20 protein-coding genes, 1 tRNA gene and 1 riboswitch are annotated in these 21,576 nt (G+C 66.6%); of the genes, 9 read left to right on the top strand and 12 right to left on the bottom strand.

Annotation, left to right across the window (positions count from 1 at the left end; translation table 11 throughout):
- Positions 1-83 precede the first annotated feature (83 nt).
- From CXQ91_RS15540 to CXQ91_RS15550, 3 genes are read right to left on the bottom strand one after another with little or no spacing between them, the layout of a single operon-like run.
- Positions 84-887: an energy-coupling factor transporter transmembrane protein EcfT gene (locus tag CXQ91_RS15540; RefSeq protein ID WP_104174794.1), complete on the bottom strand. Its 804-nt coding sequence runs from the start codon at positions 885-887 to the stop codon at positions 84-86.
- Positions 884-2,515 carry an ABC transporter ATP-binding protein gene (locus CXQ91_RS15545; protein WP_104174795.1) on the bottom strand — a complete coding sequence of 544 codons (1,632 nt, stop codon included), beginning with the start codon at positions 2,513-2,515 and terminating at the stop codon, positions 884-886. Before CXQ91_RS15545 ends, CXQ91_RS15540 begins: the two co-directional genes overlap by 4 nt.
- A gap of 16 nt (positions 2,516-2,531) precedes the next feature.
- Positions 2,532-3,164 (bottom strand): ECF transporter S component, encoded by a 633-nt coding sequence (locus CXQ91_RS15550; protein WP_104174796.1) that lies wholly within the window; start codon positions 3,162-3,164, stop codon positions 2,532-2,534.
- Between the two features lie 72 nt (positions 3,165-3,236).
- A riboswitch (TPP riboswitch) is annotated at positions 3,237-3,380 on the bottom strand.
- Between the two features lie 175 nt (positions 3,381-3,555).
- On the opposite strand from CXQ91_RS15550, the gene CXQ91_RS15555 reads away from it, so the two are divergent.
- Positions 3,556-3,819: a DUF4235 domain-containing protein gene (locus CXQ91_RS15555; protein ID WP_104174797.1), complete on the top strand. Its 264-nt coding sequence runs from the start codon at positions 3,556-3,558 to the stop codon at positions 3,817-3,819.
- A 78-nt stretch (positions 3,820-3,897) separates the two neighbouring features.
- On the opposite strand, the gene mnhG is transcribed toward CXQ91_RS15555, so the two are convergent.
- Genes mnhG through CXQ91_RS15585 form a run of 6 tightly spaced genes read right to left on the bottom strand, consistent with a single transcriptional unit; the run spans position 3,898 to position 10,365 of the window.
- Positions 3,898-4,305, bottom strand: a complete 408-nt coding sequence (gene mnhG / locus CXQ91_RS15560) for a monovalent cation/H(+) antiporter subunit G (RefSeq protein WP_104174798.1) — start codon at positions 4,303-4,305, stop codon at positions 3,898-3,900.
- Positions 4,295-4,573, bottom strand: a complete 279-nt coding sequence (locus CXQ91_RS15565; protein WP_104174799.1) for a monovalent cation/H+ antiporter complex subunit F — start codon at positions 4,571-4,573, stop codon at positions 4,295-4,297. Before CXQ91_RS15565 ends, mnhG begins: the two co-directional genes overlap by 11 nt.
- Positions 4,570-5,115, bottom strand: a complete 546-nt coding sequence (locus CXQ91_RS15570; protein ID WP_104174800.1) for a Na+/H+ antiporter subunit E — start codon at positions 5,113-5,115, stop codon at positions 4,570-4,572. The genes CXQ91_RS15565 and CXQ91_RS15570 overlap by 4 nt, the downstream gene beginning before the upstream one ends.
- Positions 5,112-6,731 (bottom strand): Na+/H+ antiporter subunit D, encoded by a 1,620-nt coding sequence (locus CXQ91_RS15575; RefSeq protein ID WP_104174801.1) that lies wholly within the window; start codon positions 6,729-6,731, stop codon positions 5,112-5,114. The genes CXQ91_RS15570 and CXQ91_RS15575 overlap by 4 nt, the downstream gene beginning before the upstream one ends.
- Positions 6,728-7,315: a Na(+)/H(+) antiporter subunit C gene (locus CXQ91_RS15580; RefSeq protein ID WP_104174802.1), complete on the bottom strand. Its 588-nt coding sequence runs from the start codon at positions 7,313-7,315 to the stop codon at positions 6,728-6,730. Before CXQ91_RS15580 ends, CXQ91_RS15575 begins: the two co-directional genes overlap by 4 nt.
- Entirely contained in the window at positions 7,312-10,365 is a 3,054-nt protein-coding gene (locus CXQ91_RS15585; protein ID WP_104174803.1) for a Na+/H+ antiporter subunit A, read from the bottom strand. Before CXQ91_RS15585 ends, CXQ91_RS15580 begins: the two co-directional genes overlap by 4 nt.
- A gap of 205 nt (positions 10,366-10,570) precedes the next feature.
- Between CXQ91_RS15585 and CXQ91_RS15590 the strand changes: the two genes are divergently transcribed.
- The 3 genes from CXQ91_RS15590 (at position 10,571) to CXQ91_RS15600 (ending at position 13,716) form a co-directional block, all read left to right on the top strand.
- Entirely contained in the window at positions 10,571-11,974 is a 1,404-nt protein-coding gene (locus CXQ91_RS15590) for an MFS transporter (protein WP_104174804.1), read from the top strand.
- A 66-nt stretch (positions 11,975-12,040) separates the two neighbouring features.
- On the top strand, positions 12,041-12,523 hold the full coding sequence (locus tag CXQ91_RS15595; RefSeq protein ID WP_104174805.1) for a cation:proton antiporter regulatory subunit: 483 nt from the start codon (positions 12,041-12,043) through the stop codon (positions 12,521-12,523).
- Between the two features lie 5 nt (positions 12,524-12,528).
- A complete protein-coding gene (locus tag CXQ91_RS15600) occupies positions 12,529-13,716 on the top strand; it encodes a cation:proton antiporter (RefSeq protein WP_104174806.1) in 1,188 nt (395 codons plus the stop codon).
- A gap of 78 nt (positions 13,717-13,794) precedes the next feature.
- Here the strand turns inward: CXQ91_RS15600 and dcd are convergent, their stop codons facing one another.
- On the bottom strand, positions 13,795-14,370 hold the full coding sequence (dcd, locus tag CXQ91_RS15605; RefSeq protein ID WP_104174807.1) for a dCTP deaminase: 576 nt from the start codon (positions 14,368-14,370) through the stop codon (positions 13,795-13,797).
- A 155-nt stretch (positions 14,371-14,525) separates the two neighbouring features.
- On the opposite strand from dcd, the gene CXQ91_RS15610 reads away from it, so the two are divergent.
- Positions 14,526-16,298, top strand: coding sequence for a CAP domain-containing protein (locus CXQ91_RS15610; protein WP_146072354.1), 1,773 nt, complete (start codon positions 14,526-14,528; stop codon positions 16,296-16,298).
- Positions 16,299-16,344: 46 nt separating this feature from the next.
- Here the strand turns inward: CXQ91_RS15610 and CXQ91_RS15615 are convergent, their stop codons facing one another.
- Positions 16,345-16,791: an SRPBCC family protein gene (locus CXQ91_RS15615; RefSeq protein ID WP_104174808.1), complete on the bottom strand. Its 447-nt coding sequence runs from the start codon at positions 16,789-16,791 to the stop codon at positions 16,345-16,347.
- Between the two features lie 302 nt (positions 16,792-17,093).
- Here CXQ91_RS15615 and CXQ91_RS15620 point away from each other — a divergent pair.
- From CXQ91_RS15620 to CXQ91_RS15625, 3 genes are all read left to right on the top strand, one after another.
- A tRNA-Gly gene (locus CXQ91_RS15620) sits at positions 17,094-17,167 on the top strand.
- A gap of 156 nt (positions 17,168-17,323) precedes the next feature.
- Entirely contained in the window at positions 17,324-17,473 is a 150-nt protein-coding gene (locus CXQ91_RS24765; protein WP_181038911.1) for a hypothetical protein, read from the top strand.
- Positions 17,470-18,630: a N(5)-(carboxyethyl)ornithine synthase gene (locus CXQ91_RS15625; protein ID WP_104174809.1), complete on the top strand. Its 1,161-nt coding sequence runs from the start codon at positions 17,470-17,472 to the stop codon at positions 18,628-18,630. The genes CXQ91_RS24765 and CXQ91_RS15625 overlap by 4 nt, the downstream gene beginning before the upstream one ends.
- Here the strand turns inward: CXQ91_RS15625 and CXQ91_RS15630 are convergent.
- Positions 18,563-20,137, bottom strand: coding sequence for an MFS transporter (locus CXQ91_RS15630; RefSeq protein ID WP_104174810.1), 1,575 nt, complete (start codon positions 20,135-20,137; stop codon positions 18,563-18,565). The genes CXQ91_RS15625 and CXQ91_RS15630 overlap by 68 nt on opposite strands.
- Before the next feature lie 178 nt (positions 20,138-20,315).
- Between CXQ91_RS15630 and CXQ91_RS15635 the strand changes: the two genes are divergently transcribed.
- The gene (locus CXQ91_RS15635) at positions 20,316-21,170 is read left to right on the top strand and encodes a LysR substrate-binding domain-containing protein (protein ID WP_104174811.1); all 855 of its coding nucleotides are present in this window, start codon (positions 20,316-20,318) and stop codon (positions 21,168-21,170) included.
- Positions 21,171-21,576: the final 406 nt, after the last annotated feature.

Here is a 21,576-nt window from a genome sequence, read left to right on the forward strand (position 1 = left end):
CGCCGCTGTGAGGCCCCAAGGGATTCCTCAACTGGCGCGAATAATGCTGGCGCGGGACCACTCCGTGGCGGGGCCCTGGCGGTCTATTGCTGCTCGAGGAACACCATGTTCCAGGTTCCCGCACCGACAGCCGCGGCCACGGCCGCGGCGGCAATGAGCAGCCCGCCGAGGACCACCCAGATATCCAACGCACTGTACGTCGATTCGCGCGCCCAGGTCCGCTGCGCGCCGCCAAACCCGCGCGCTTCCATGGTGACCGCGAGCCGCGAAGCCCGGCGGATGGCCTGCACCAGGAGGCCGAAGCTCTGCCCGAGCGTCGCCCGGAGGCGCTGCGCGGGAGTCCCGTGCGAGCCCACGCCCCGGGCGCGCCGGGCCATGCCGATGGTCTGCCATTCCTCCGCCATCAGCCCGACCAACCGCATGGCCGCCAGCGTGCCCAGGACAAAGCGGTGAGGCAGCTTAGCCTTCTGGGCGAGGGCATCCGCAAGGTCGGTGGGGTCCGTGCAGCTCATCAGCAGCACCGCGGGAAGGGCGATCGCCAGTCCCCGCAGCAGGAACCCCAGCCCCAGCTCCAGCGAGCCTTCGCTGATGGACCAGATGCCGACGTCGAGCAGGATCCGTCCGGTGTCCGGCGCCAGGATCGAGGTGCTCCAGCCGCCCAGCGCAGCCGCCACGATCAACGGCCACCCGCGCTGCCACAGCAGCGCGACAGTCAGGCCGGCCAGCGGGAAGAGCAGCAGTTCGAAGGCCAGCGCCACGGAGGCGGACACCCAGTCGATGGACAGCGCCAGAACCACGGTCATGAGCATCACGACGCCGAATTTGGCCAGCGGATTGGCCCGGGTGAGCAGGGCATGGTTGGCGTGCAGGGTCAAGGCTTCCCTCATGGCGCGGCCACCTCGGGATTGCGCGGGCCGGGTTCCCGCGCAGCAAGATTGAGCTGGGGCGCGCCAAGTTTCAGCTCGGTGCCGCCCAGGACGTCGCTGAACTCCTGGTCGTGGGTCACGGACACCACGGCCGTGCCGGCGTCGAGGAGTTCGGAGAGGAAGGACGCCAGTTCCGCCCAGGTGTTGGCGTCCTGACCGAACGTGGGCTCATCGAGGATCAGCACCCGGGGATGGGCGGCCAGGACGGTGGCGACGGACAGCCTGCGCTTCTCGCCGCCTGAGAGTGTGTAAGGGTTCGCGTCGACGAGTTTGGTCAGCCGGAGGCGCTCCAGCAGTTCGTCCACGCGTTCCTCTCCGTGGCCCAGGTGCCGGGGGCCGAACATCAGCTCGTCCAGCACCCGGCCGGTGACGAACTGGTGCTCCGGCTCCTGGAACACGGTTCCGATCCGCGCGATCAGCTGATCCGCCTTCCATTTGTACGGGTCGATTCCGGCGCCGTCACTGAGGTCGACCGTGGCGGATACCGTGCCCGCCACCGGCTGGAGCAGCCCGGCGAGGGTCAGGGCGAACGTGGATTTCCCGGAGCCGTTGGGGCCGGTGATGGTCAGCGCCTGTCCGGCCCGGACCTGCGCTGTGATGCCGGACTGCACCGGGACCGGTGGAACGGTTTTGAAACGCCGGCGGCGGGGACGCTCGCGGGAAACCGCCAGGCTTTCCGCAGCCAGCAGCAGGTCCCCGTCAGCGGGCACTCCGGCACCGCGCCCGCCAGTGGCACCCGGCACTCCGGTGGCACCGGAACGCGTCCGGGTGGCAGGCACGTACCCGGGCACCCAGACGCCGGCGGCCACGAGCATGTCCCGGGCCTGCGCCAGGACCTGGTCCGGGGACCCGTCCAGGAGCACTGCGGATTCCGTGGCCGATCCCGGCTGCAGCACCACAATCCGGTCCACGAGGTCCTTCCACACGCCCACGCGGTGCTCCACCACCACCAGCGTTGCCCCCGTTTTGTCCAGGCACCGGCCCACGGCGTCGCGGACCTCCAGCACACCGTCGGGGTCAAGGTTGGCCGTGGGTTCGTCCAGGAGCAACAGTCCCGGGCGCATGGCGAGGATACCGGCGAGCGCAAGGCGCTGCTTCTGGCCGCCGGACAGGGCCGACGTCGGGTGGTCCAGCGGCAGGTGGGCCAGCCCGACGTCGTCGAGCGCCTCCCCCACACGCTTCCAGATGTCCCCGCGCGGTACGGACAGGTTTTCGGCGCCGAAGGCGACGTCGTCCCCCAAACGGGAGAGGACCACCTGCGTCTCGGGGTCCTGCTGCATCAGCCCGGCTCGCCCGCGCTGGGCGCGCGGCGGGGCGCCGTCGATCAGCAGGGTGCCGGTCTCGTCGGAGTCCTCGGCGTCCGGGGTGCCCCCGTGGTGGGCGCCGGCGTCGCTGTCACCGAGCACTCCGGCAAGGGCATGCAGCAGCGTGGACTTGCCCGCGCCGGAGGGGCCGAGGAGCAGTACGCGTTCGCCCGGCTGAATTTCCAGGTCGAGGCCATGGACTGCCGGCTGGGACCGGCCGGCGTGCCGCCAGCCCCAGCCCCGGGCCGTGACCGCCGCGGGGCGGACGCTGTCGGAAAACGTCATGAGCAGTGTGCCGTCATCAGGAGAAGACGGGCTCCGTGGCTGCCTTGCGGGAGGCGAAGGAGCTCAGCACGCCGGTCCTGGCCAGGCCGCGCGTGGCGATCCAGGACAGCGCCCCAGCGATGATGGCGCCTGAGATGGCGGTGAAGATGATGTAGGCCAGTTTGTCACCGGCAGCGTATGCGATGTTCCAGCCCCACGGCGCGAACGCATCGTTCAGTCCGCAGAAGAAGCCTGCCGCGGCACCGGCCAGCAGCGAAACGGGCAGGTTGAACTTCTTGTAGACGAACACGGCGAAAATGATTTCCGCGCCGAGGCCCTGCACGAAGCCGGAGAACAGCACGGACGCGCCGTACTGCGAGCCCATGATCAGCTCCCCGGTGGCAGCCACGGTTTCGCAGAAGATGGCAGCGCCCGGTTTGCGGATGATCAGCATGCCCAGGACGGCGGGAATCATCCAGCCGCCGGCGATGAGGCCGGTCAGCGGCGGGTAGACGGCGTTCATGGGCGGCGAAACAGCGGCGGCACCCTGGGACCACGCCCAGAAAATAACTCCGCCGGCCACGGCGATCAACGCGGCAACAACAATGTCCACCACGCGCCAGCTCTTCTTGCCGTGGTGCAACGTCTGCTTTGCAGAAATATCAGTCATGTCTTCCTCCTGAGGTACAGGAGGGGAGAGTGCTTCCCGGCCGGACCGCGGCTTCCGCCGCCTGCTGCCGGACACTCTGAGAACTCGACTCCCTTGCGCCGGTACTAACCGGATCAGGTTCGAGGGTCTGCGGCTGTCCGCACTCTCAGCGCCCGCCTCCGGTTCCCCTGGACTGCTCCAGTGATGCCCGACGGCGACGCTCCCCTGTCGTATCAAATCGCCCTTGTGGGCGTTGATCAGTTTACACCCGGGGGCCCGCGAAATCCCGGGGGAAGTTGTCACATTCGGGCGGCCCGCCGCCTTGTTCCGGGGACGAGGCTGACCGTGCTCCGCGCACCGATGGGGCTAGGCTAGGGGAAGCCCTGTTTCCGTCGCCTTAGGAGTACCTGGAATGAGTCTTTTCATCAAGCTGCTTGGAACCGGAGTGAGCCTGCTGGCCGGATTCGCCGGCACCAAGGCCGTTGACGTTGTCTGGGAAAAGGTCACCGGCAGGAAGCCGCCCAAGGGCGACAAGGATGACGTTCCCACCACCCTGCGCAGCGCCCTGACCTTTGCCCTGATTTCGGCAGCCGTCAGCGCGATCATCCAGGTTTTGGCCAACCGCGGCACCCAGCGTGCCATCACCCGCTTCGCCAAGAGCCAGGACATCGTCTAGCAGTCAGCGCTTCCACGGCGCCGGCGTCCGGGCCCCGCGGGTGAGTCCGGGCCCCAGGCTTAGGCCGGGCATCCAGGCTTAGGCCGGGCCGCTTGCTTCGTCGTCGTCCGCGTCACGTTTGTCGGCGGCTTTCTGCACCACGGCTTCCAGCTCGTCCGTGGTGAGGAGTTCCCTGTGCAGGTGCTTGGTGCGGTACCCGGCCCTGCCCACCATGTGCGCGGACACCGGCACGGTGAGCAGCTGGAAGATCCACGCCACAAACAACACGGGCCACACCCACCAGGTCCGCAGCTGCAGGCCCACCGCTGCCAGCAGCAGGAAGAGGCCCAGCACCTGGGGCTTGGTGGCGGCGTGCATCCTGCTCATCAGGTCGGGGAAGCGCAGCAGGCCAACGGCCGCGCCGAGGGACATCAGGGCGCCCACCACCATGAAGACGGCAGAGACCGTGTCAATGACTGTGTCCACGCCGGATACCTCAGGATTCATTGGGCTGCTCCCGCCGGTCCGCCACGAAGCGGGCCACGGTCACGGACCCGATGAACCCGATGATGGACAGCGCCACGAGCAGCATCAGGTTGTTCAGATGCCGGTTGACGGCCATGTCTATGCAGAGCGTGGCCCCGATGATGGCCAGCAGCACGTCGGAGGCAAGGACCCGGTCCAGCAGGGACGGGCCGATGGCGATGCGGACAATTGCCCCGGCCGCCGCGAGGGACAGGATCACAGCGGTCACGGTCAGCACGATCTCCATCATGAGGCCACCTCCTGTTTCAGCTCGGCAAGTTCCTCTTTGGTGCCCATGATCCTGATCAGCCCGGCCTCGGTGTCCCGGACTTCCTTACGCAGGCTCATCACGTCCTCCCCGTTGCGGACGTTCAGTCCATGGATGTACAGCGTGGACGTGGAGCGGTCCACCTCCACCACCAGCGAGCCGGGAATCAGCGAGATGACGTGGCCGGTGGCGGTCACCATCAGGTCCGAATGGCTGCGGAGCTGGACGGCCACGACGGCGTTGCTCACCTTAGGACCGCGGGCCACGGCCAGGTAGAGCACCTGGAAGCTGGCGGCCACCACCTTGCCCAGGAACACGATCGCGAACGGGACGGCACGCACAACGCTGAAGCGGCCGCCCAGTTCCACCGGGGGCAGGTAGAACAGCCTGGCCACCACCACCGCGATGAGCGCCCCGAACAGGAGGTTGCCGGGGCTGAAGTCCTGCCAGAGCGCCGCCCAGACAAACACCAGCCAGACCAGGAGCGGCAGCTCCTGGCGGAGGGAGATCCGCCGTCGGCTCATTTGTGCGCCTCCTGCCGGGCAGGTTCAGGCTGGGCAATCGGGGGCACCGGCGCGTTCTCGCCCAGCACCGCCTGGATGTAGGCGGACCGGTCCAGCATCTCGACGGCGGACTGGTCCGCCACCCGGAACAGCGGCCCGGCGAAGACGGTAAGCGCCACGCCGAAGATCACCAACCCCAGGGTTGATCCCACCATGGTCCGCGGCAGCAGCGTGACATTGCGCTTGCCCGCACGGTCGCCCGAATCGGCGTCCTCGGGGGAGGCCAGCAGCACGGGATCCGGGTTCTCAGCGTCCTCAGGCTTGCGCCAGAACGCACGGTTCCATACCCGGGCAATGGCCAGGAGCGTCAGCAGGCTGGTCAGGACGCCGCCGATCACCAAGGCATAGGCCAGCGGTGTGCCGAGCGCCACGCCGGCCTGCATCAGCCCAAGCTTTCCCAGGAAGCCCGAGAACGGGGGGATCCCGGCCAGGTTCATGGCGGGAACGAAGAACAGCAGGGCAAGCACCGGGGACAGCTTGGCGAGTCCGGCAACGCGGTCGATCGACGAGCTTCCGCCGCGTCGTTCGATCAGGCCCGTAACCAGGAACAGGCTGGTCTGGATGGTGATGTGGTGGGCCACATAGAACACCGCCGCGCCCAGCCCCGCCACGGAGGACATGGCCAGCCCGAACACCATGTAGCCGATGTGGCTTACCAGGGTGAAGGAGAGCAGACGCTTGATGTCGCTCTGCGCCAACGCGCCCAGGATTCCGACCACCATGGTCAGCAGCGCCGCCACCATCAGGGGAGTGTTCAGCGAATCCCCCGGAAAGAGGAGCGTCTCGGTGCGCACCATCGCGTAGACGCCCACTTTGGTCAGCAGGCCGGCGAACACGGCAGTGACGGGTGCCGGCGCCGTCGGGTACGAGTCAGGCAGCCAGAAGGACAGCGGGAAGACGGCCGCCTTGATGCCGAATGCCACGAGCAGCATCACGTGCAGCAGCATCTGCGTTCCCGGGTCCAGGTCCGCCAGCTTGATGGCCAGGTCAGCCATGTTGATGGTTCCGGTAGCCCCGTAGATCATGGCGATCGCGATCAGGAACAGGACGGATGACACCACGGAGACCACCACATAGGTCACGCCGGCGCGGATGCGGGGGCCGGTTCCGCCGAGGGTCATCAGCACGTAGCTGGCTGTCAGCAGGATCTCGAACCCCACATAGAGGTTGAAAAGGTCCCCTGACAGGAACGCGTTGGACACCCCGGCCACCAGGATCAGGTAGGTGGGGTGGAAGATCGACAGCGGGGCGTCCTGGTCGCCGTCGGCCATGCCTTGGCCGGTGGCGTACACCAGCACCGCGAGGCTGACCGTGGAGGAGACCACCAGCATCAGGGAGGAGAACTGGTCCACTACCATCACGATGCCCCACGGCGGCAGCCAGCCGCCGATGTTGACGGCCGCGGTTCCGCCGTCCCACACGGAAGCCAGCAGGATGCACTCCAGCAGGAGGGTCAGGGACAGCAGCGTGATGCTGACCACCCGCTGGGCCCGCGAGTGCCGGATCAGCACGAACGTCAGGGCGGCACCGAGGATGGGAAGTACGACGGCGAGCGGGGCAAAGCTTGCGATGTTCACTTCACACCTCCTTCCGGGCCGGGGGCCACGTTTTGGGAGCCGGGCTGCTCTTCCGCGGCGGCGTCTTTGGCCCGGATGCTGTGGTCCCCCGCTTTCACGGTGGCGTGCTCCGGGCTCTCGTCGGAAACGCCCGAATCGGAAATTCCCCTGCCGTCGGATCCGATCATGGTCAGCGGAAACTCGGACGTCTCAACGGGGACCTCGGAATCGTCCTCTGCATCGAAGCTGGGGGTTTCGGCCACCCGGATGTCTTCGACGTCGTCCTGGATCTCATCTTGGCGGGCCAGCACCCATGAACGGTAGATGATGCCCAGCATGAACGCGGTCACCGCGAAGGAGATCACGATCGAGGTCAGGATCAGCGCCTGCGGGAGGGGGTCGTTGTAATCCCGGGGGTCCGTGTCCTTGCTGAACATGGGTGCCAGGCCGGCGTAGCCGCCGGTGGCCAGGATCAGCAGGTTGGTCGCGTTGGCCAGCAGCATCAGGCCCAGGAGCACCCGGGTGAGGCTTCGTTCCATAATCAGGTAGATGCCACAGGCATAGAGGGCTCCCATGACCGTCAGCAGTGTCAGGTTGACGTTCATGCTTTCCCCCTCCCGGTAGTCTCCGCGGGAACCCCGTCCGGTTCCTGGCCTTCGGTCTCGCCGGCCGGGCGCTCTTCAAAGTGTTCATCGATTTCGGCGCCAAGGCTGCGCAGCACGTCCAGCACCAGCCCCACCACCACGATGTAGACGCCAATGTCGAAAATGGTGGAGGTGACGAACTTGATGTCGCCGAACACCGGCATCCACAGTTCGATGATGGCGCTCTGGAAGACCTGGCCGCCGAGCAGCAGCGGAACCACCCCCGACGCCGCGGCCGTGGCCAGCCCGATGCCCAGGAGTGTTCCCGCGCCCACCGGGGTGGCTTCCCGCAATTCGAAGCGGCCGCCGGCGAGGTACCGGATGGTCAGGGCGAGCCCGGCCATCAGCCCGCCGGCGAAGCCGCCGCCGGGAAGGTTATGGCCGGCAAGGAGGAGGTAGATGGAGAAAACGACCATTGAGTGGAACACCAGCCGGGTGACCACTTCGAAGATGATGGAGCGCCGTTCGGGAGCCATGGTGCGTCCTGCGACGAGCCAGGCGTCCCGGGTGGAAGCTGCAAACTTGCGGGTCAGGGCCAGTGCGGCGCTGTCACGGGAGCTCTGGCCGGCAACGGACCGCCGGCCCACCGTGCCTTCGGCCACTGAAGAGGAGGACCGGATGCCGTCGCCGCGCCCCTTCACGAAGATGAGGCTGGCCACGCCGGTGGCGGCAAGCGCGAGCACGGAGATCTCGCCGAAGGTGTCCCACGCCCGGATGTCCACGAGGGTGACGTTCACGACGTTGAGTCCCCCGCCGCCTTCGTAGGCGAGCCGCGGGAACTCCAGGGAGACGGGCGTCGCGATCCGGGCGCCCATGGCGTAGATGGCCACGAAGATCATGGTGACGCCGAACGCCACCCCGATGATCACGCGGATCACGCGGTACTTGCCGCCGGTGCGGTCCCGGAGCTCCGCAGGCAGGCTGCGCATGGCGAGGACGAACGCCACCAGGATGATGGTTTCCACCAGCATCTGGGTCAAGGCCAGGTCCGGTGCGCCCTGCAGTGCGAACATGAGGGCGATGCCGTAGCCGGTCACGGAGACCATCAGCACCGCGAGGAACCGCTTGTTCGCCCGCACGGCAGCCAGCGCCCCGATCACGATGCCGGCCCCCGCCACGAGCTGCAGCGGCGAATTGGGATCAATGAAGTACAGCCCGTCCGGCAGGGGCTTCCCTGCGATGATCAGGGCGGTGAGGGGAAGCACGACCGCCACTGTGAGAATCACGGCAAGGTAGAAGAACAGCGAACCACGCTGCGTGCGTCCCGTGACCCAGACCGCCACGTCATCCAGGGCGCCGATGGCCACCTGGTAGGCGCGGTCGCCGTCCACCCAGGCCGGCACCAGGCTCTGACCCCGCGCAACGAGGTTGCGTCCGTAGAACATGGCCACGCCCAGCACGAAGGTGATGGCCGTCAGGCCGAGCGCGGGGGTAAATCCGTGCCACAGCGCGAGGTGCCCTGCCGCGCTTGCCGGATCGCCGCCGTCGTGCACGAATTCCGCGGCGTACGGCTGGATCCACTCGTCCACCGGCGCCGGCCACAGGCCGTAGACGATGGTGAGCAGGCTCAGCAGGGCCGGGGCGGCCAGGAAGGACGGCTTGATGGCTTTGAACGGTGTGGGCTCGATGCCCGGCTTTGCCGCGAAGGCGCCCCACATGAAGCGTGCGCTGTAGGCGAACGTGAGGATGGATCCCAGCACCAGCCCTGCGAGCACCACCAGTCCCCAGGGGTTGGGCTGGCCGGCGGCGTCAGGGGAGGTGCCGTAGTGCACGAAGGCCTCGAACACTGATTCCTTGGCCACAAAGCCTGCCAGCGGCGGGATTCCGGCCATCGAGGCGGCCCCGATGGCCGCGACGACAGCCAGCGCCCGGGATGACTTGTAGACCCCGGACAACTTGCGCAGGTCACGGGTTCCGGACTGGTGGTCGATGATGCCCACCACCAGGAACAGGGTGGCTTTGAAGAGCCCGTGGGCCAGGAGCAGTGCCAGTCCCGCCAACGCAGCATCCGGTTTACCGAGCCCCACCACCATGGTGAGGAAGCCCAGCTGGCTGACTGTGCCATAGGCGAGGATGAGCTTGATATCCGTCTGCCGGAGCGCCCGGTACCCGCCCACCAGCATGGTGGCCAGGCCCAGGACCAGCACCATGGGCAGCCAGTAGGCCGTTTCCGCGAACCCCGGCGCCAGGCGTGCCACAAGGTAGACGCCGGCCTTCACCATCGCCGCGGCATGAAGGTACGCGCTCACGGGCGTGGGCGCCGCCATGGCGCCCGGGAGCCAGAAATGGAACGGGATCAGTGCCGACTTCGTCACGGCACCGATGAGGATCAGTACGACGGCGGCGGCCACGGCTCCTGCTGCCGGCCCGCCGGCAAGCTCCGGAGCCTGCTCCAGGATGGCTGAAATCCGATAGGTTCCGGCGCTGAAACCCAAAATAATGAGGCCCACCAGCATGGCCAGGCCGCCCGCCGTGGTGACCATCAGGGCCTGCAGGGCAGAGCGTCTGGCGGAAAGCCTGGTGCGGGCGTAGCCGATCAGCAGGTACGACAGGACGGTGGTGAGTTCCCAGAAAATGAACATCAGGAGCAGGTCGTCGGCCGTGACCAGGCCGAACATCGCCCCGGCAAAGGCCAGGAGCTGGGCGCCGAAGCCGCCCAGGTTGCTGTCCTTGTTCTTGAAGTAGCGCGCGCAGTAGACCAGCACCAGCGCGCCCACCCCGAGCACCAGCAGGGACATGATCCAAGCCAGGGCGTCCATCCGGAACGCGAGTTCGATCTTGAGTTCGGGGATCCAGGGCAGGATCTCGGTTACTGCGCCGCCCGGGGAGGGTGGTGCCGCGGAGGCTTGGCCAGCCGCGCCCTGGTACACGGCGTCACGCTGCAGAAGCAGCCAGACGAAGGAGCCTGCGGGGACCGCGGCCAGCGCGTAGAACGAGTTCCTGCGGAATTTCCGGAACAGGAACGGCGCCACAGCGGCCACCGCGAAATGCACGGCAAGGACTGTGATCACTGGTTATCTCCGCAACGTCAGGAATTCGATTGTCAAAAGTTGGAGCAGGCGGTTATTCGTCGGGTTCGGTGCCCACAGTTTATCAAGCGGATGCAAACACTTTCGACACGCAGGGGGGCCGCTGCCGGGCGGATTCCCCGTGACTCCGGGGAGTTTCCACCTTCCGTTAACTCGTCGTTGCGCTTAGGGCGGATAGCATCAGCCTATGAACCCCGCCACCGCCTCCGCGGCTACGCAGCCCCCGTCCGAACTGGAGTCCGGAACGCTGGCCACCAGCAAGGGAAGGATCCTCGCCTGGGCCGCCTGGGACTGGGGCTCAGCGGCCTTCAACGCCGTGATGACCACGTTTGTGTTCACCGTCTACCTGACGTCCAGTGCTTTCGGCGGCGAGGACCAGGCGTCTGCGGTGCTCGGCGGTGCCCTCGCCATCGCCGGCGCCGCCATCGCCCTCCTTGCGCCGGTGACGGGCCAGCGTTCGGACACCGGCGGGCGCCGCAAGCTGTGGCTTGGCGTCAACACGGCCGCCGTCGCCGTGCTGACCGGATTGTGCTTTTTCGTCTTTCCGCGGCCGGAGTTCCTGCTGCTCGGCGTCACGCTCATCGCCCTGGGCAACGTCTTTTTCGAGTTCGCCGGGGTGAACTACAACGCCATGCTGGCGCAGATCTCCACCCCTAAGAACATCGGCAAGGTCAGCGGCTTCGGCTGGGGCATGGGCTACCTAGGCGGCATCGTCGCGCTGCTGATAGTCCTCCAGCTGTTCGTCCAGCCCAGCTTCGCGTGGTTCGGCGCCTCCACCCAGGACAGCCTCAACATCCGGCTCGTGGCGGTGTTCTCCGCCCTCTGGTTCTTCATTTTCGCGCTGCCGGTACTGTTCGCCGTGCCGGAACTGCCCAAGCCGAAGCAGGCCGCCAAGCTGGGTTTCCTGGCCTCCTACGGGTTGCTGGTCCGCCGCATCAAGGCGATCTACCGGACCAGCCCGCACACCATCTTCTTCCTCCTCGCGAGCGCCATCTTCCGGGACGGACTTGCCGCCGTCTTTACGTTTGGCGGGATCATCGCGGCCGGCACCTTCGGGTTCGAACTGAAGGAAGTCATTTTCTTCGCCATCTTCGGCAACATCGTGGCGGCCGTGGGAGCCATGATCGGCGGCTTCCTGGACGACCGGATCGGGCCCAAGGCCGTCATCATCGGTTCCCTCGTCGGCCTGCTGGTCGCCGGCACGGTCATCCTGGTCCTGGGCAACGGCAGCTATGTCTTCCTGGGCCAGGCGTGGGCGGGCGCCACGACGTTCTGGGTGTTCGGGCTGTTCCTGTGCCTCTTCGTTGGCCCGGCCCAGTCGTCCTCCCGCGCCTACCTTGCCCGGCTGGCCCCGCACGGCGAATCCGGGGAGCTCTTTGGCCTGTACGCCACCACGGGCCGGGCCGTCAGCTTCCTGGCACCAACGCTCTTCACGCTTTGCATCGCCGTGGCCTCCCCACTCGTGGAACCGGGGGAAGCACAGCGTTGGGGCATCCTCGGCATCATGGTGGTGCTGCTGGCGGGACTGCTGGTGCTGCTGCCGGTCAAACCGCCCGGCAAGGTGCAGATCGCCGTGGTTCCTGACGCCTGAGCGGGCGGCCGGGAATTCGGCGGTTTCGGGAGCCCCAACTGCCTCCGCGCGGACTAGGCTGGTGCCATGAACGTGGATGAGACAGACCTCCCTGGCCTCGGCAGGCGCAAGGATTTCATGACCGCCTCGGGACGCCGGATCGGCGTCGTGGAATACCGCGAAGGTCAAACCGAACTGATCGTTTCCACCTGGGACGATCCCGATACGTGCCAGGCGTCCATCCCCCTGACCGCTGACGAAGCCGCCACCTTGGGCAACCTCCTGGGTGGCCAACGCCTGGCGATGCAACTGTCCGAGGAACACCGGGAAATCCCCGGAATCGTCACGCGCCAGTTCTCCATCGGCGCCGACTCGCCATTCAACAACCAGCCCATGGGCAAGGCCTGCATCCGCACGCGCAGCGGTGTCTCCATCGTTGCCATCATGCGCGAAGGAGAGGTTGTGCCCTCCCCGGGGCCGGACATCGTCCTTCACCCCGGCGACCTGCTCGTGGCGGTGGGAACGCAAGAAGGCCTCGATACGGCGGCCGATATCCTGCGCAACGGCTGAGCGGCATGGATCCGCTCGCGCTAACCCTCATCGAACTGGGGGCCGTCGTCTTCTGCCTTGGCCTGCTGGCCAGGCTGGCCGGGCGGATCGGGATGTCCCCCATTCCCTTGTACTTGGTGGGCGGGCTGTTTTTCGGGGCCGGCGGCCTGGTCAAGCTGGAGGGAATGCACGAGTTCGCACATCTCTCCGGCGAGATCGGAGTGATCCTTCTGCTGCTTATGCTCGGATTGGAATATACCGCGACCGAGCTGGTCACCGGGCTGCGCAGGTCGTGGCAGGCCGGCGTCCTGGACTTCGTGCTGAACTTCCTGCCGGGCGCAGGGCTGGCGGTACTACTGGGCTGGGGAGTGGTGGGAGCGATGGTGATGGGCGGCGTCACGTACATCTCCTCCTCCGGCATTGCGGCGAAGGTGATTACTGACCTTGGCCGCATCGGTAACCGCGAAACCCCGGTGGTGCTTTCCATCCTGGTCTTCGAGGATCTGGCGATGGCCGTCTACCTGCCCGTCCTGACTGCCACCCTGGCCGGCGTCAGCTTCCTGGCGGGCCTCCTGACAGTCGGAATCTCACTGGCCGTGGTCACCGTGGTGCTGGTGGTTGCCCTCCGGCACGGACACCACGTGTCCAAGGCGGTGCACAGCGAAAACTCCGAGGTCTTCCTGTTGAACCTCCTGGGCGCGGCTCTGCTGGTGGCTGGCCTCGCCGCTGCCATGCAGGTCTCGGCCGCAGTAGGGGCGTTCATGCTCGGCATCGCCATTTCCGGTGCCACCGCGCACAGCGCAACCCGCATCCTTGAGCCCCTGCGGGACTTGTTCGCAGCAATCTTCTTCGTGGTCTTCGGCCTTAACACCGACCCCACGACCATCCCGCCGGTCCTTGGCTGGGCACTGATCCTTGCCGTCGTCACGGCCGCCACCAAAATGATCACGGGAATCTGGGCGGCAAAACGCGCAGGAATTGCCCTGCCCGGCCGCTTCCGTGCCGGCGCCGCGCTCATAGCCCGCGGCGAATTCTCCATCGTCATCGCCGGCTTGGCGGTGGCCTCCGGAGTGGTGCCGCACAACTTGGCGGCGCTGGCAACGGCCTACGTGCTCATCATGGCCATCATGGGTCCGCTGGCGGCGCGCTACGTGGAACCGATCGTCAAGATGTTGCGGCGCCCGGCTAAACCACAGCCCGCCCCCGCCGCCTGAACAGCGACGCTCTCTCAGATCCTGCCGCCCAAACAGCGACGCTCTCTCAGGTCCTGCCGCCCAAACAGCGACGCTCTCTCAGATCTCGGTGCGGTGGAAGTTCAGGTGGCTGCGGCTGGCGGTGGGACCGCGCTGGCCCTGGTAGCGGTTGCCGTACTCACCGGAACCGTAGGGGAACTCGGCGGCCGAGGTCAGCCTGAAGAAGCACAGCTGGCCGATCTTCATGCCCGGCCACAGCTTAATGGGCAGGGTGGCCATGTTGGACAGCTCGAGGGTGACGTGGCCGGAGAACCCTGGATCGATGAACCCCGCGGTGGAGTGCGTCAACAGCCCCAGCCGGCCGAGTGAGGACTTCCCCTCCAGGCGTGCGGCGATGTCATCCGGCAAGGTCACGGTCTCGTAGGTGGAACCGAGCACGAACTCGCCCGGGTGGAGGATGAACGGCTCCCCGGAGTCCACTTCGACCAGTCGGGTCAGCTCAGGCTGGTCCTCGGCGGGGTCGATGTGCGCGTATTTGTGGTTGTCGAACAGCCGGAAAAACCTGTCGATCCGCACGTCCACGGATGACGGCTGGACCATCACAGGGTCATACGGATCCAGGACAATCCGTTGGGAATCAATTTCGGCACGAATATCGCGGTCAGAGATCAGCACACTCAAAAATACCGCACCATTGCCGACCCCGCGGTCCGGGGCTACTGTTGCTGCTGTTAAGGAATGTCATCTCCGCTACAGGATGAGGCTGATGTTGCGGCTGTGACGGCGCCTCTCCCGGCAAAGGAGACGACGCCGACGGATCTGGGGTTGACTTGAGGAAAATTTCGGCACGGGCAACGGCGGCCATGATCTGCGCGCTGGCTCTCATCCCGCCTGCTGCCGGCCAGCTGGGGGGATTTTCCTCAAGCCCGGAGTCCGGCGGGTCTTCAGCCGCGGGGCACCAGACGCAGAGCGTCGCCCTCGGCCCGCCGTCGGCCACGTTCGACGGCGGCACGGAAGCCGCCGCTGCGGCACCGGGCCTCGCCCCCGCCGTGGACCCGGACATCCGGGCGGGCGACCCTGCCGGACTCGCAGATACGTCGGGAGCAGCGTCCGCTGTCGCCCCCGCCGGCACCATGTCCACGGCACCCATGCCGGCGTCCGATGCCGGGCAGGCTTCGCCGCCCGCCCAGGACACCCCGCCCGAACCTGCGTCCATTCCGCCGCTGTCCGCCACGGAGGCGGACCTGGCCGCCCTGGCCCAAACTCCGTCGCAACCCCCGCCGGTGCCCGCCGCCACGACCGAGGCGCTCCAGGCAGAATCCCTCACCACGGAAGCCCTGGTCAGGGATGACGCGTCGTCGCAGATCAAGACCGTCTTCAACGCCATCAACAGCTACCGGGCTTCGTTCGGGCTTCCCGCCGTGAAGTACCACGCCACGGTGGCCGGGATGGCGCAGGAGTGGTCCGACAGCATCGCCTCCCGCGAAGTGATCGAGCACCGCTCGAACTTCTGGACCGACTCCCGCGCCCTCAACCCCACCAACGGCGCAGGGGAAGTCATCGCTGTCCGCTGGGACCGCGACGCCGCGCAGCTGGTGGAGTGGTGGAAGGGCTCACCTGCCCACAACGCCATCCTGAAGGACCCGCGGTTCAATGTGATCGGCGTCGGCATCACTTTTACGGACGGAAACTGGCAGACCACTCCCAACCGATACACCATGTGGGGTGTGGTGAACTTCTTCGGGTACAGCACACTCCCCGCCGGAACCATCACCAGCCCGGGCGGCAGCACTGAACCGCCTGCGCAGCCCGTCACCGTCTGCGATCCGCTGGTGCGGCACATGCCCCCGACGGCGGACCTGGCGGCGGCGGCCATCAAGGGTCCAGGCGACCTTGTGTCTGTTAACTCGTCTGGCCAGCTCCTGAACCGCCCCTCGCTGGGGAACCGGCAATTCGGAGCACAGCAGGTCATCGGGAGCGGGTTTGGCACCGCCAAGGAAGTGTTCGTCACGGACTGGGAACGGGACGGCGTTTTTGACCTCCTGGTCCAATGGGCCGACGGGCGGGTCACGTTGCATGCCGGAGCGGTCGCCGGCGGCTTCCTCCCCGCCGTGACGCTGGGCCAGTCCGGATGGGCCGGAATGACCCTGGCCCTGGGAGGCTGGTGCGCCAACAACCGGCTCCCCCAGCTGGTGGCACTGGACGGGTCCGGGAACCTCTGGCTGTACCCCAACCGAGGAAAGGGCGACCTGGTGACACGGACGCTGATGGCGTCGGGCGTGTCAGCCAGCCGGCTGGCGATGGTGGATTACGACGGCGACGGTTTCCAGGATCTGCTGGCGCGGCAGACGGACGGCAACGTCCGCCTCTACCGCGGCTCAGGCGCCCCGGCACCGCGCGCTGAAGCCCGGACCGTGGTGGCCAGCGGATGGACGGACGTCACGGCGATCCGTCCGCTGCAGGATGTCACGGGCCTGAACTCGACGGGGCTGGCCCTCCGGCGCGCCGGCGACGTGGTGCAGTACTGGGACCTCAGCACCGGCGCGCTGTCCGCACCGTCGTCCATCCCGGGTGCGTGGGCGGGGCAGCGCCTGGCGCAGTAACGGGGCGACGCTGGCGCAGTAACTGCCAGGCGGCTGGTACCGGTGGCTATTGCTCCGTCGGCCGCGCTTCCAGGACTGACTTGAGGCGTTCAAGTTGGGCGACTTCCGCCTTCATGGTCCGCTGGATCATGAAATCCATGAGTCCGGCCAACCCCTTGGGCCGGAATTCCAGCGCGAACCGGACCCGGGTGTTTGTTCCCTCGGTGCTCAAGTAATAGCCGCCGTGCGGGCGCGCGGGACCGGCAACCACCTGGAACTGGATCTCGGCGCCCGGCCTGAGCTGGGTAATCTGGAAGTCCGCGGCAATGGGGCGCCCCGCCGGGCCTGTTAAGGTCTGCTGGTAAACGGCGCCGTTGGCGCCCACGGCGCCGGACCGCAGTTCAATGCTACGGATTCCTTCACGCCACGAGGGAAGATTCAGCCCGTCCTGCAGGAACTGGTACACGGTCATGGCATCGCGTTCAACGACGACCTCGTACTCTGCAAATGCCACGGGGATCCCTTAATTGTCGGACAGCTTTCTGACGTAGCCCGTTCCCCTGATACTGCAGCTAACCCCTTCAGGATATTCAGGAGTGGTCCCTTCGGAGCCGCCTGCGCCGTGCCTTAACCGAACAGTTATGGAATGCGGTTCCCCGGGGCCGCCTTTGGCCGAACCGTTGGCCTGCCGGTCCCGCCAACGCAAGAAGGCGCCAACGTTTCCGGTGTCCCTGTTCGGGGACGGCGCGCGCCTGGGGTAAAGTAAATCCGGTTGACGCAACCGGGACTATCGACCACATTGTGGCCGGTCCCCATGCGGCTGTAGCTCAATGGTAGAGCGCTAGCTTCCCAAGCTTGATACGCGGGTTCGATTCCCGTCAGCCGCTCCAGTTTTCCCGCGGACTTCGCAGCGCGCGTTGCAGGTGCCTCCCAGCACCGCCCGCCGCAGTCGCCTCCTGCGCGCCGTGGCCTGGCCCCGGGGCATTAGGCAGCTACCTGTATCGTCAGAAGTCAGGAACCCCTTCGGTTCCGCTACAGGAGCAATCATGGCTGACAAGTCCCCGCGTCAAGCAGCATCCAAAAAATCCGGCAAATCCATCAAGGAAAAACGCGCCGACAAGAGGGCCTCGGAAGCGCCCGCCAGCTCCCTCGACAAGGTGACCGCCGCCAAGTCAGCGAGCCCCAAAAAGAAGTGACCGGCTCCGTGAACCACCTCACCCTCGGGGTCCTCGCCAGCACGCGAAAGCCCGACGAACGGCGACTCCCGCTCCACCCCCTTCATCTGGACCGCATAGCACCGGAGCTCAGGCGGCAGATCATCCTTGAACAGGGCTACGGTGAACGGTTCGGTGTCTCGGACAGCCACCTGGCCTCCCTCGTGGGACGGATTGCCACCCGCGACCAGATCATTGCCGACGCCGACGTCGTCCTGCTGCCCAAACCGCAGCCCGAAGACCTCGCCGATCTCCGCGACGGGCAGGTCCTCTGGGGCTGGCCGCACTGTGTCCAGGACCGCGCCATCACGCAGCTGGCCATCGACAAGAAGCTCACGCTGATCGCCTTCGAGGCCATGAACCACTGGGCCGGCGACGGCGGCTTCGGCCTGCATGTCTTCCACAAGAACAACGAGCTGGCCGGCTACTGTTCCGTCCTGCACGCCCTTGCCCTGACCGGGTCCACCGGCGATTACGGCCGGCGGCTTTCCGCCGTCGTCATTGGTTTCGGCGCCACCGCCCGCGGTGCCGTCACCGCGCTGAATGCCCACGGCATCCACGATGTCCAGGTGCTGACCAACCGGGGTGTGGCCGCCGTCGGCTCGCCCATCCACTCGGTGCGGATCGCCCAGTTCGACCATGACGACAAGGCGCCGTTCCTCAGCCAGGTCATCACCGAACGCGGCAGGGTGCCGCTGGCACCGTTCCTCGCTGCCAGCGACATCGTGGTCAACTGCACGCTGCAGGACCCCAATGCCCCCCTCACGTACCTGCGCGAAGAGGACCTTGGCGCGTTCCGTCCCGGCAGCCTGATCGTGGACGTGTCCTGCGATGAGGGCATGGGCTTCAGCTGGGCGAAAACCACCACGTTCGCCGAACCCATGCTCACGGTGGGCAGCCACATCGATTACTACGCCGTGGACCACAGTCCGTCCTACCTGTGGAACTCCTCCAGCTGGGAGATCAGCGAAGCGCTGCTCCCCTTCCTGGAAACCGTCATTTCCGGTCCCGAGGCGTGGGCCGGAAACGAGACGATCGCCCGTGCCATCGAAATCCGCGGCGGAGAGATCCTCAACAAGGACGTGCTGCAGTTCCAGCAGCGGCAGGCAGAGTACCCGCACGCCCCTCTGGGCGCGTAGCTGCCGGCTGGTGCGCCGGTCCTGAAGGCCGGCGCACCGGCTGCTTCGCCGTTCGCCTGACAATCCGGAGCAGGTGGCGCCGGTCCTTGAGGTCCACCTTGAGGGTCAGCTCACCGCGCCGGGCCAGTACGACGGCGACAGTCACCGCTGCCAGGACCGGCACCCCGCCGGAGACCAGGATGGCAGTGTGCGGGTCCAGGTGCTCGGCAATCCAGCCGATCATGGGACCGCCGATGGCTTGGCCGCCGATCAGCACCATGATGTACAGGCTCATGACGCGTCCGCGGATCCCCATGTTGGAACTGATCTGGACCAGCTGGTTCGAGGCGGTCAGGAACATCAGGCACCAGAACCCGGAGAGCACCATGGCCGCGCCGAACCACACCATGGACGGCGCCAGTGCCGCCAGGCAGAGCATGAGGCCGTACATTCCGGCGCCCAGGACCACTGACCGCAGCCGCAGGTGCCGGCGGCGGGTGGAGGCAATGGCCCCGGCCAGCGCACCGAGCGCAACCAGCGCGTTCAGCAGGCCGTAGCCTCCGGCGCCGACGTCGTACACGTGGTCCGCGAAGGCGGCCAGCAGCACCGGCAGGCTCATGGCGAATACTGCGATGAACCCGGCCATCAGCCACGGCCAGTAGATGGTCGGCTTGCTGAGTGCGTACCGCAGCCCCTCCCGGAGCATTCCCTTGCGCTTTGGAGCAGGCGCACTGATGAACAACTGGTCCTTACGCAGGAGCAGCAGCATGGCCACCGTTGAGCAGCAGGCCACGGCGTTTGCGGCGAAGGCCCAGCCGGCACCCACGGCGGTGAGCAGGAGTCCGGCGATCGCAGGGCCGATGAGCCCGCCCAGCTGGAACGTTGTGGAGTTCACGCTGATGGCGTTGCGCAGGTACGTGGGGCCGACGAGTTCGTTGACGAACACCTGCCGGGCCGGCTGGTCCAGGACAGTGACAAGTCCCAGCACCAGGGCGATGGTGTAGACGTGCCACACTTCGATGCGCTGGCTGAGCGCCAGGATGGCCAGTGCGGCTGCGAGGACCGCCGCGACGGCCTGGCAGAGAACGAGGATCTTCCGTTTCGGGAACCTGTCCGCCATCATCCCGCCCCACGGCCCCAGCACCAGGGACGGCATGAACTGCAGCGCCACGGTGATGCCAACGGCGGTGACCGAGCCGGAAAGCTGCAGCACCAGCCAGTCCTGCGCGATCCGTTGCATCCAGAGCGCCACCACCGCGATGAAGTGCCCGATGGCAAAAATACGGAAATTGGGGACCCGGAGGGAAATGAAGGTGTGGCGCCACGGGAGCCGTTCAGTGACGACGGCGATCGGCTGGGTGGCGTCCGCGGGCCGCGGCGCGACCCGCGGCGGCGAAGCCTGCGGCGGATCAGTCTGCGGCGGATCAGTCTGCGGCGGCGAAGTCTGCGAGGGCGGGGAACCGGCGGAGGCGGCGGAATCGATGACGGGCTGGCTGACGGTTGCCGTGGAAGGCGGAGGGGGTGCCACAGGGAATCCTCAAAAGGTGCGGGTGAGCGGGATACCTCCACGCTATGGTGGCCCAAAGTGATTATGGAAGCGTATTGTTCCTATAACTAACATTGCGAACCGCAATACTGCCTGGCGCGGAGCCGCCCTCACGGGGGTTCCGACACCTGCGTCCGCCGCCCGCCACTCCAGGAGTGCCATGTTTGAACCCGCCCAGCTCCGGTCCTTTTTGGCCGTTGCCGAGACCCTGAGCTTCACGAAGGCGGCGGAGCGGCTGGGCTTGGCCCAGCCCACCGTCAGCCAGCACGTGCGCAAGCTGGAAGCCGCGGCGAAGCGGGTGCTGATCGCCCGTGACACGCGGGACGTGCGGCTGACGGACAACGGTGATGCCATGGCAGGTTTCGCCCGGACCATCCTCGCGGCCCACGATGCCGCTTCCCGCTATTTCTCCGGGTCCGCCATGCGCGGCCGGCTGCGTTTCGGCACGGCGGACGACCTCGCGATCACCGGTCTCCCCCGTATCCTCCGGGAGTTCCGCCAGATCTACCCGCAGATCAACCTGGAACTCACAGTGGGCCAGAGCGACCAGCTCTACAAGAAACTGAATGCCGGCCAGCTGGACCTGGTGTTCGTGAAGTGGGTTGCCGGAGCCAAGGACGGCACGGTGGTACAGCACGACGCGTTCGCGTGGGTGGGCCTGGAACAGACGGCACTTGAACCCGGGGATCCGGTTCCGCTGATCGCCTACCCCTCGCCCAGCCTTAGCAGGAAGCTTGCCATCGACGCCCTCGAATCCCGGGGCCGGACGTGGCGCATCACCTGCACCACCCGGCAGATCAGCGGCGTCCTGGCCGCGGTCCGGGCAGGAATCGGCGTGGCCGTCATGCCGTCCTCGCTGGTTCCCGAGGACCTCAAGATCATCACCCGCCGCTTTGACCTGCCGCCGGTTGGCGACGTCGACTTCACCCTGATCCGCAATCCGCTGGCCAATGCCGAGGTGATCGAGGCACTCACCCAGGCGATTGTGGGGCGCACGCTGAAGCGCTCCGCGTAGCAGTTGGGTACCACCCGAGCAATGGCATAAAGAGCACTTAACCAGGTAAGTACTTTCCCGGGCATAAATGATTAGTGCGCGTAAGTGATTGAAGATATTACGCGCGTAATTTATGCTTGAATTCTGTTAAAGGTTATGCAGAAGCCAATGACAACGATTCGATGACGAACCGTGTCCGCCGCCGCTGCCTTGGGGGCGCCTGACGGACAACGTTCGGGATAGGCATGCGATGACGCCAACCACGAACCACCCGCATCTTTCAGTCTCAAATTCGGTCCATTCACTAAAAACGGTACGCCCGCTGGCGGTAGGGACGCACCGCAACACGCCAGCACATCATGAATCAAGCGCACACGCTGATCTAGTCACTCAGCGCGAACCGCATGCCGCCGCCACCCTGGTGGAC

This window comes from Arthrobacter sp. Y81, from assembly GCF_002929335.1.
Lineage (GTDB): Bacteria > Actinomycetota > Actinomycetes > Actinomycetales > Micrococcaceae > Arthrobacter.

Coding starts and splice junctions, on each gene's coding strand:
- CXQ91_RS15540 (WP_104174794.1), bottom strand. CDS start 887: ATGAGGGAAGCCTTGACCCTGCACGCCAACCATGCCCTGCTCACCCGG.
- CXQ91_RS15545 (WP_104174795.1), bottom strand. CDS start 2,515: ATGACGTTTTCCGACAGCGTCCGCCCCGCGGCGGTCACGGCCCGGGGC.
- CXQ91_RS15635 (WP_104174811.1), top strand. CDS start 20,316: ATGTTTGAACCCGCCCAGCTCCGGTCCTTTTTGGCCGTTGCCGAGACC.
- CXQ91_RS15590 (WP_104174804.1), top strand. CDS start 10,571: ATGAACCCCGCCACCGCCTCCGCGGCTACGCAGCCCCCGTCCGAACTG.
- CXQ91_RS15570 (WP_104174800.1), bottom strand. CDS start 5,115: ATGAGCCGACGGCGGATCTCCCTCCGCCAGGAGCTGCCGCTCCTGGTC.
- CXQ91_RS15600 (WP_104174806.1), top strand. CDS start 12,529: ATGGATCCGCTCGCGCTAACCCTCATCGAACTGGGGGCCGTCGTCTTC.
- CXQ91_RS15565 (WP_104174799.1), bottom strand. CDS start 4,573: ATGATGGAGATCGTGCTGACCGTGACCGCTGTGATCCTGTCCCTCGCG.
- CXQ91_RS15595 (WP_104174805.1), top strand. CDS start 12,041: ATGAACGTGGATGAGACAGACCTCCCTGGCCTCGGCAGGCGCAAGGAT.
- CXQ91_RS15550 (WP_104174796.1), bottom strand. CDS start 3,164: ATGACTGATATTTCTGCAAAGCAGACGTTGCACCACGGCAAGAAGAGC.
- mnhG (WP_104174798.1), bottom strand. CDS start 4,305: ATGAATCCTGAGGTATCCGGCGTGGACACAGTCATTGACACGGTCTCT.
- CXQ91_RS15555 (WP_104174797.1), top strand. CDS start 3,556: ATGAGTCTTTTCATCAAGCTGCTTGGAACCGGAGTGAGCCTGCTGGCC.
- CXQ91_RS15580 (WP_104174802.1), bottom strand. CDS start 7,315: ATGAACGTCAACCTGACACTGCTGACGGTCATGGGAGCCCTCTATGCC.
- CXQ91_RS24765 (WP_181038911.1), top strand. CDS start 17,324: ATGGCTGACAAGTCCCCGCGTCAAGCAGCATCCAAAAAATCCGGCAAA.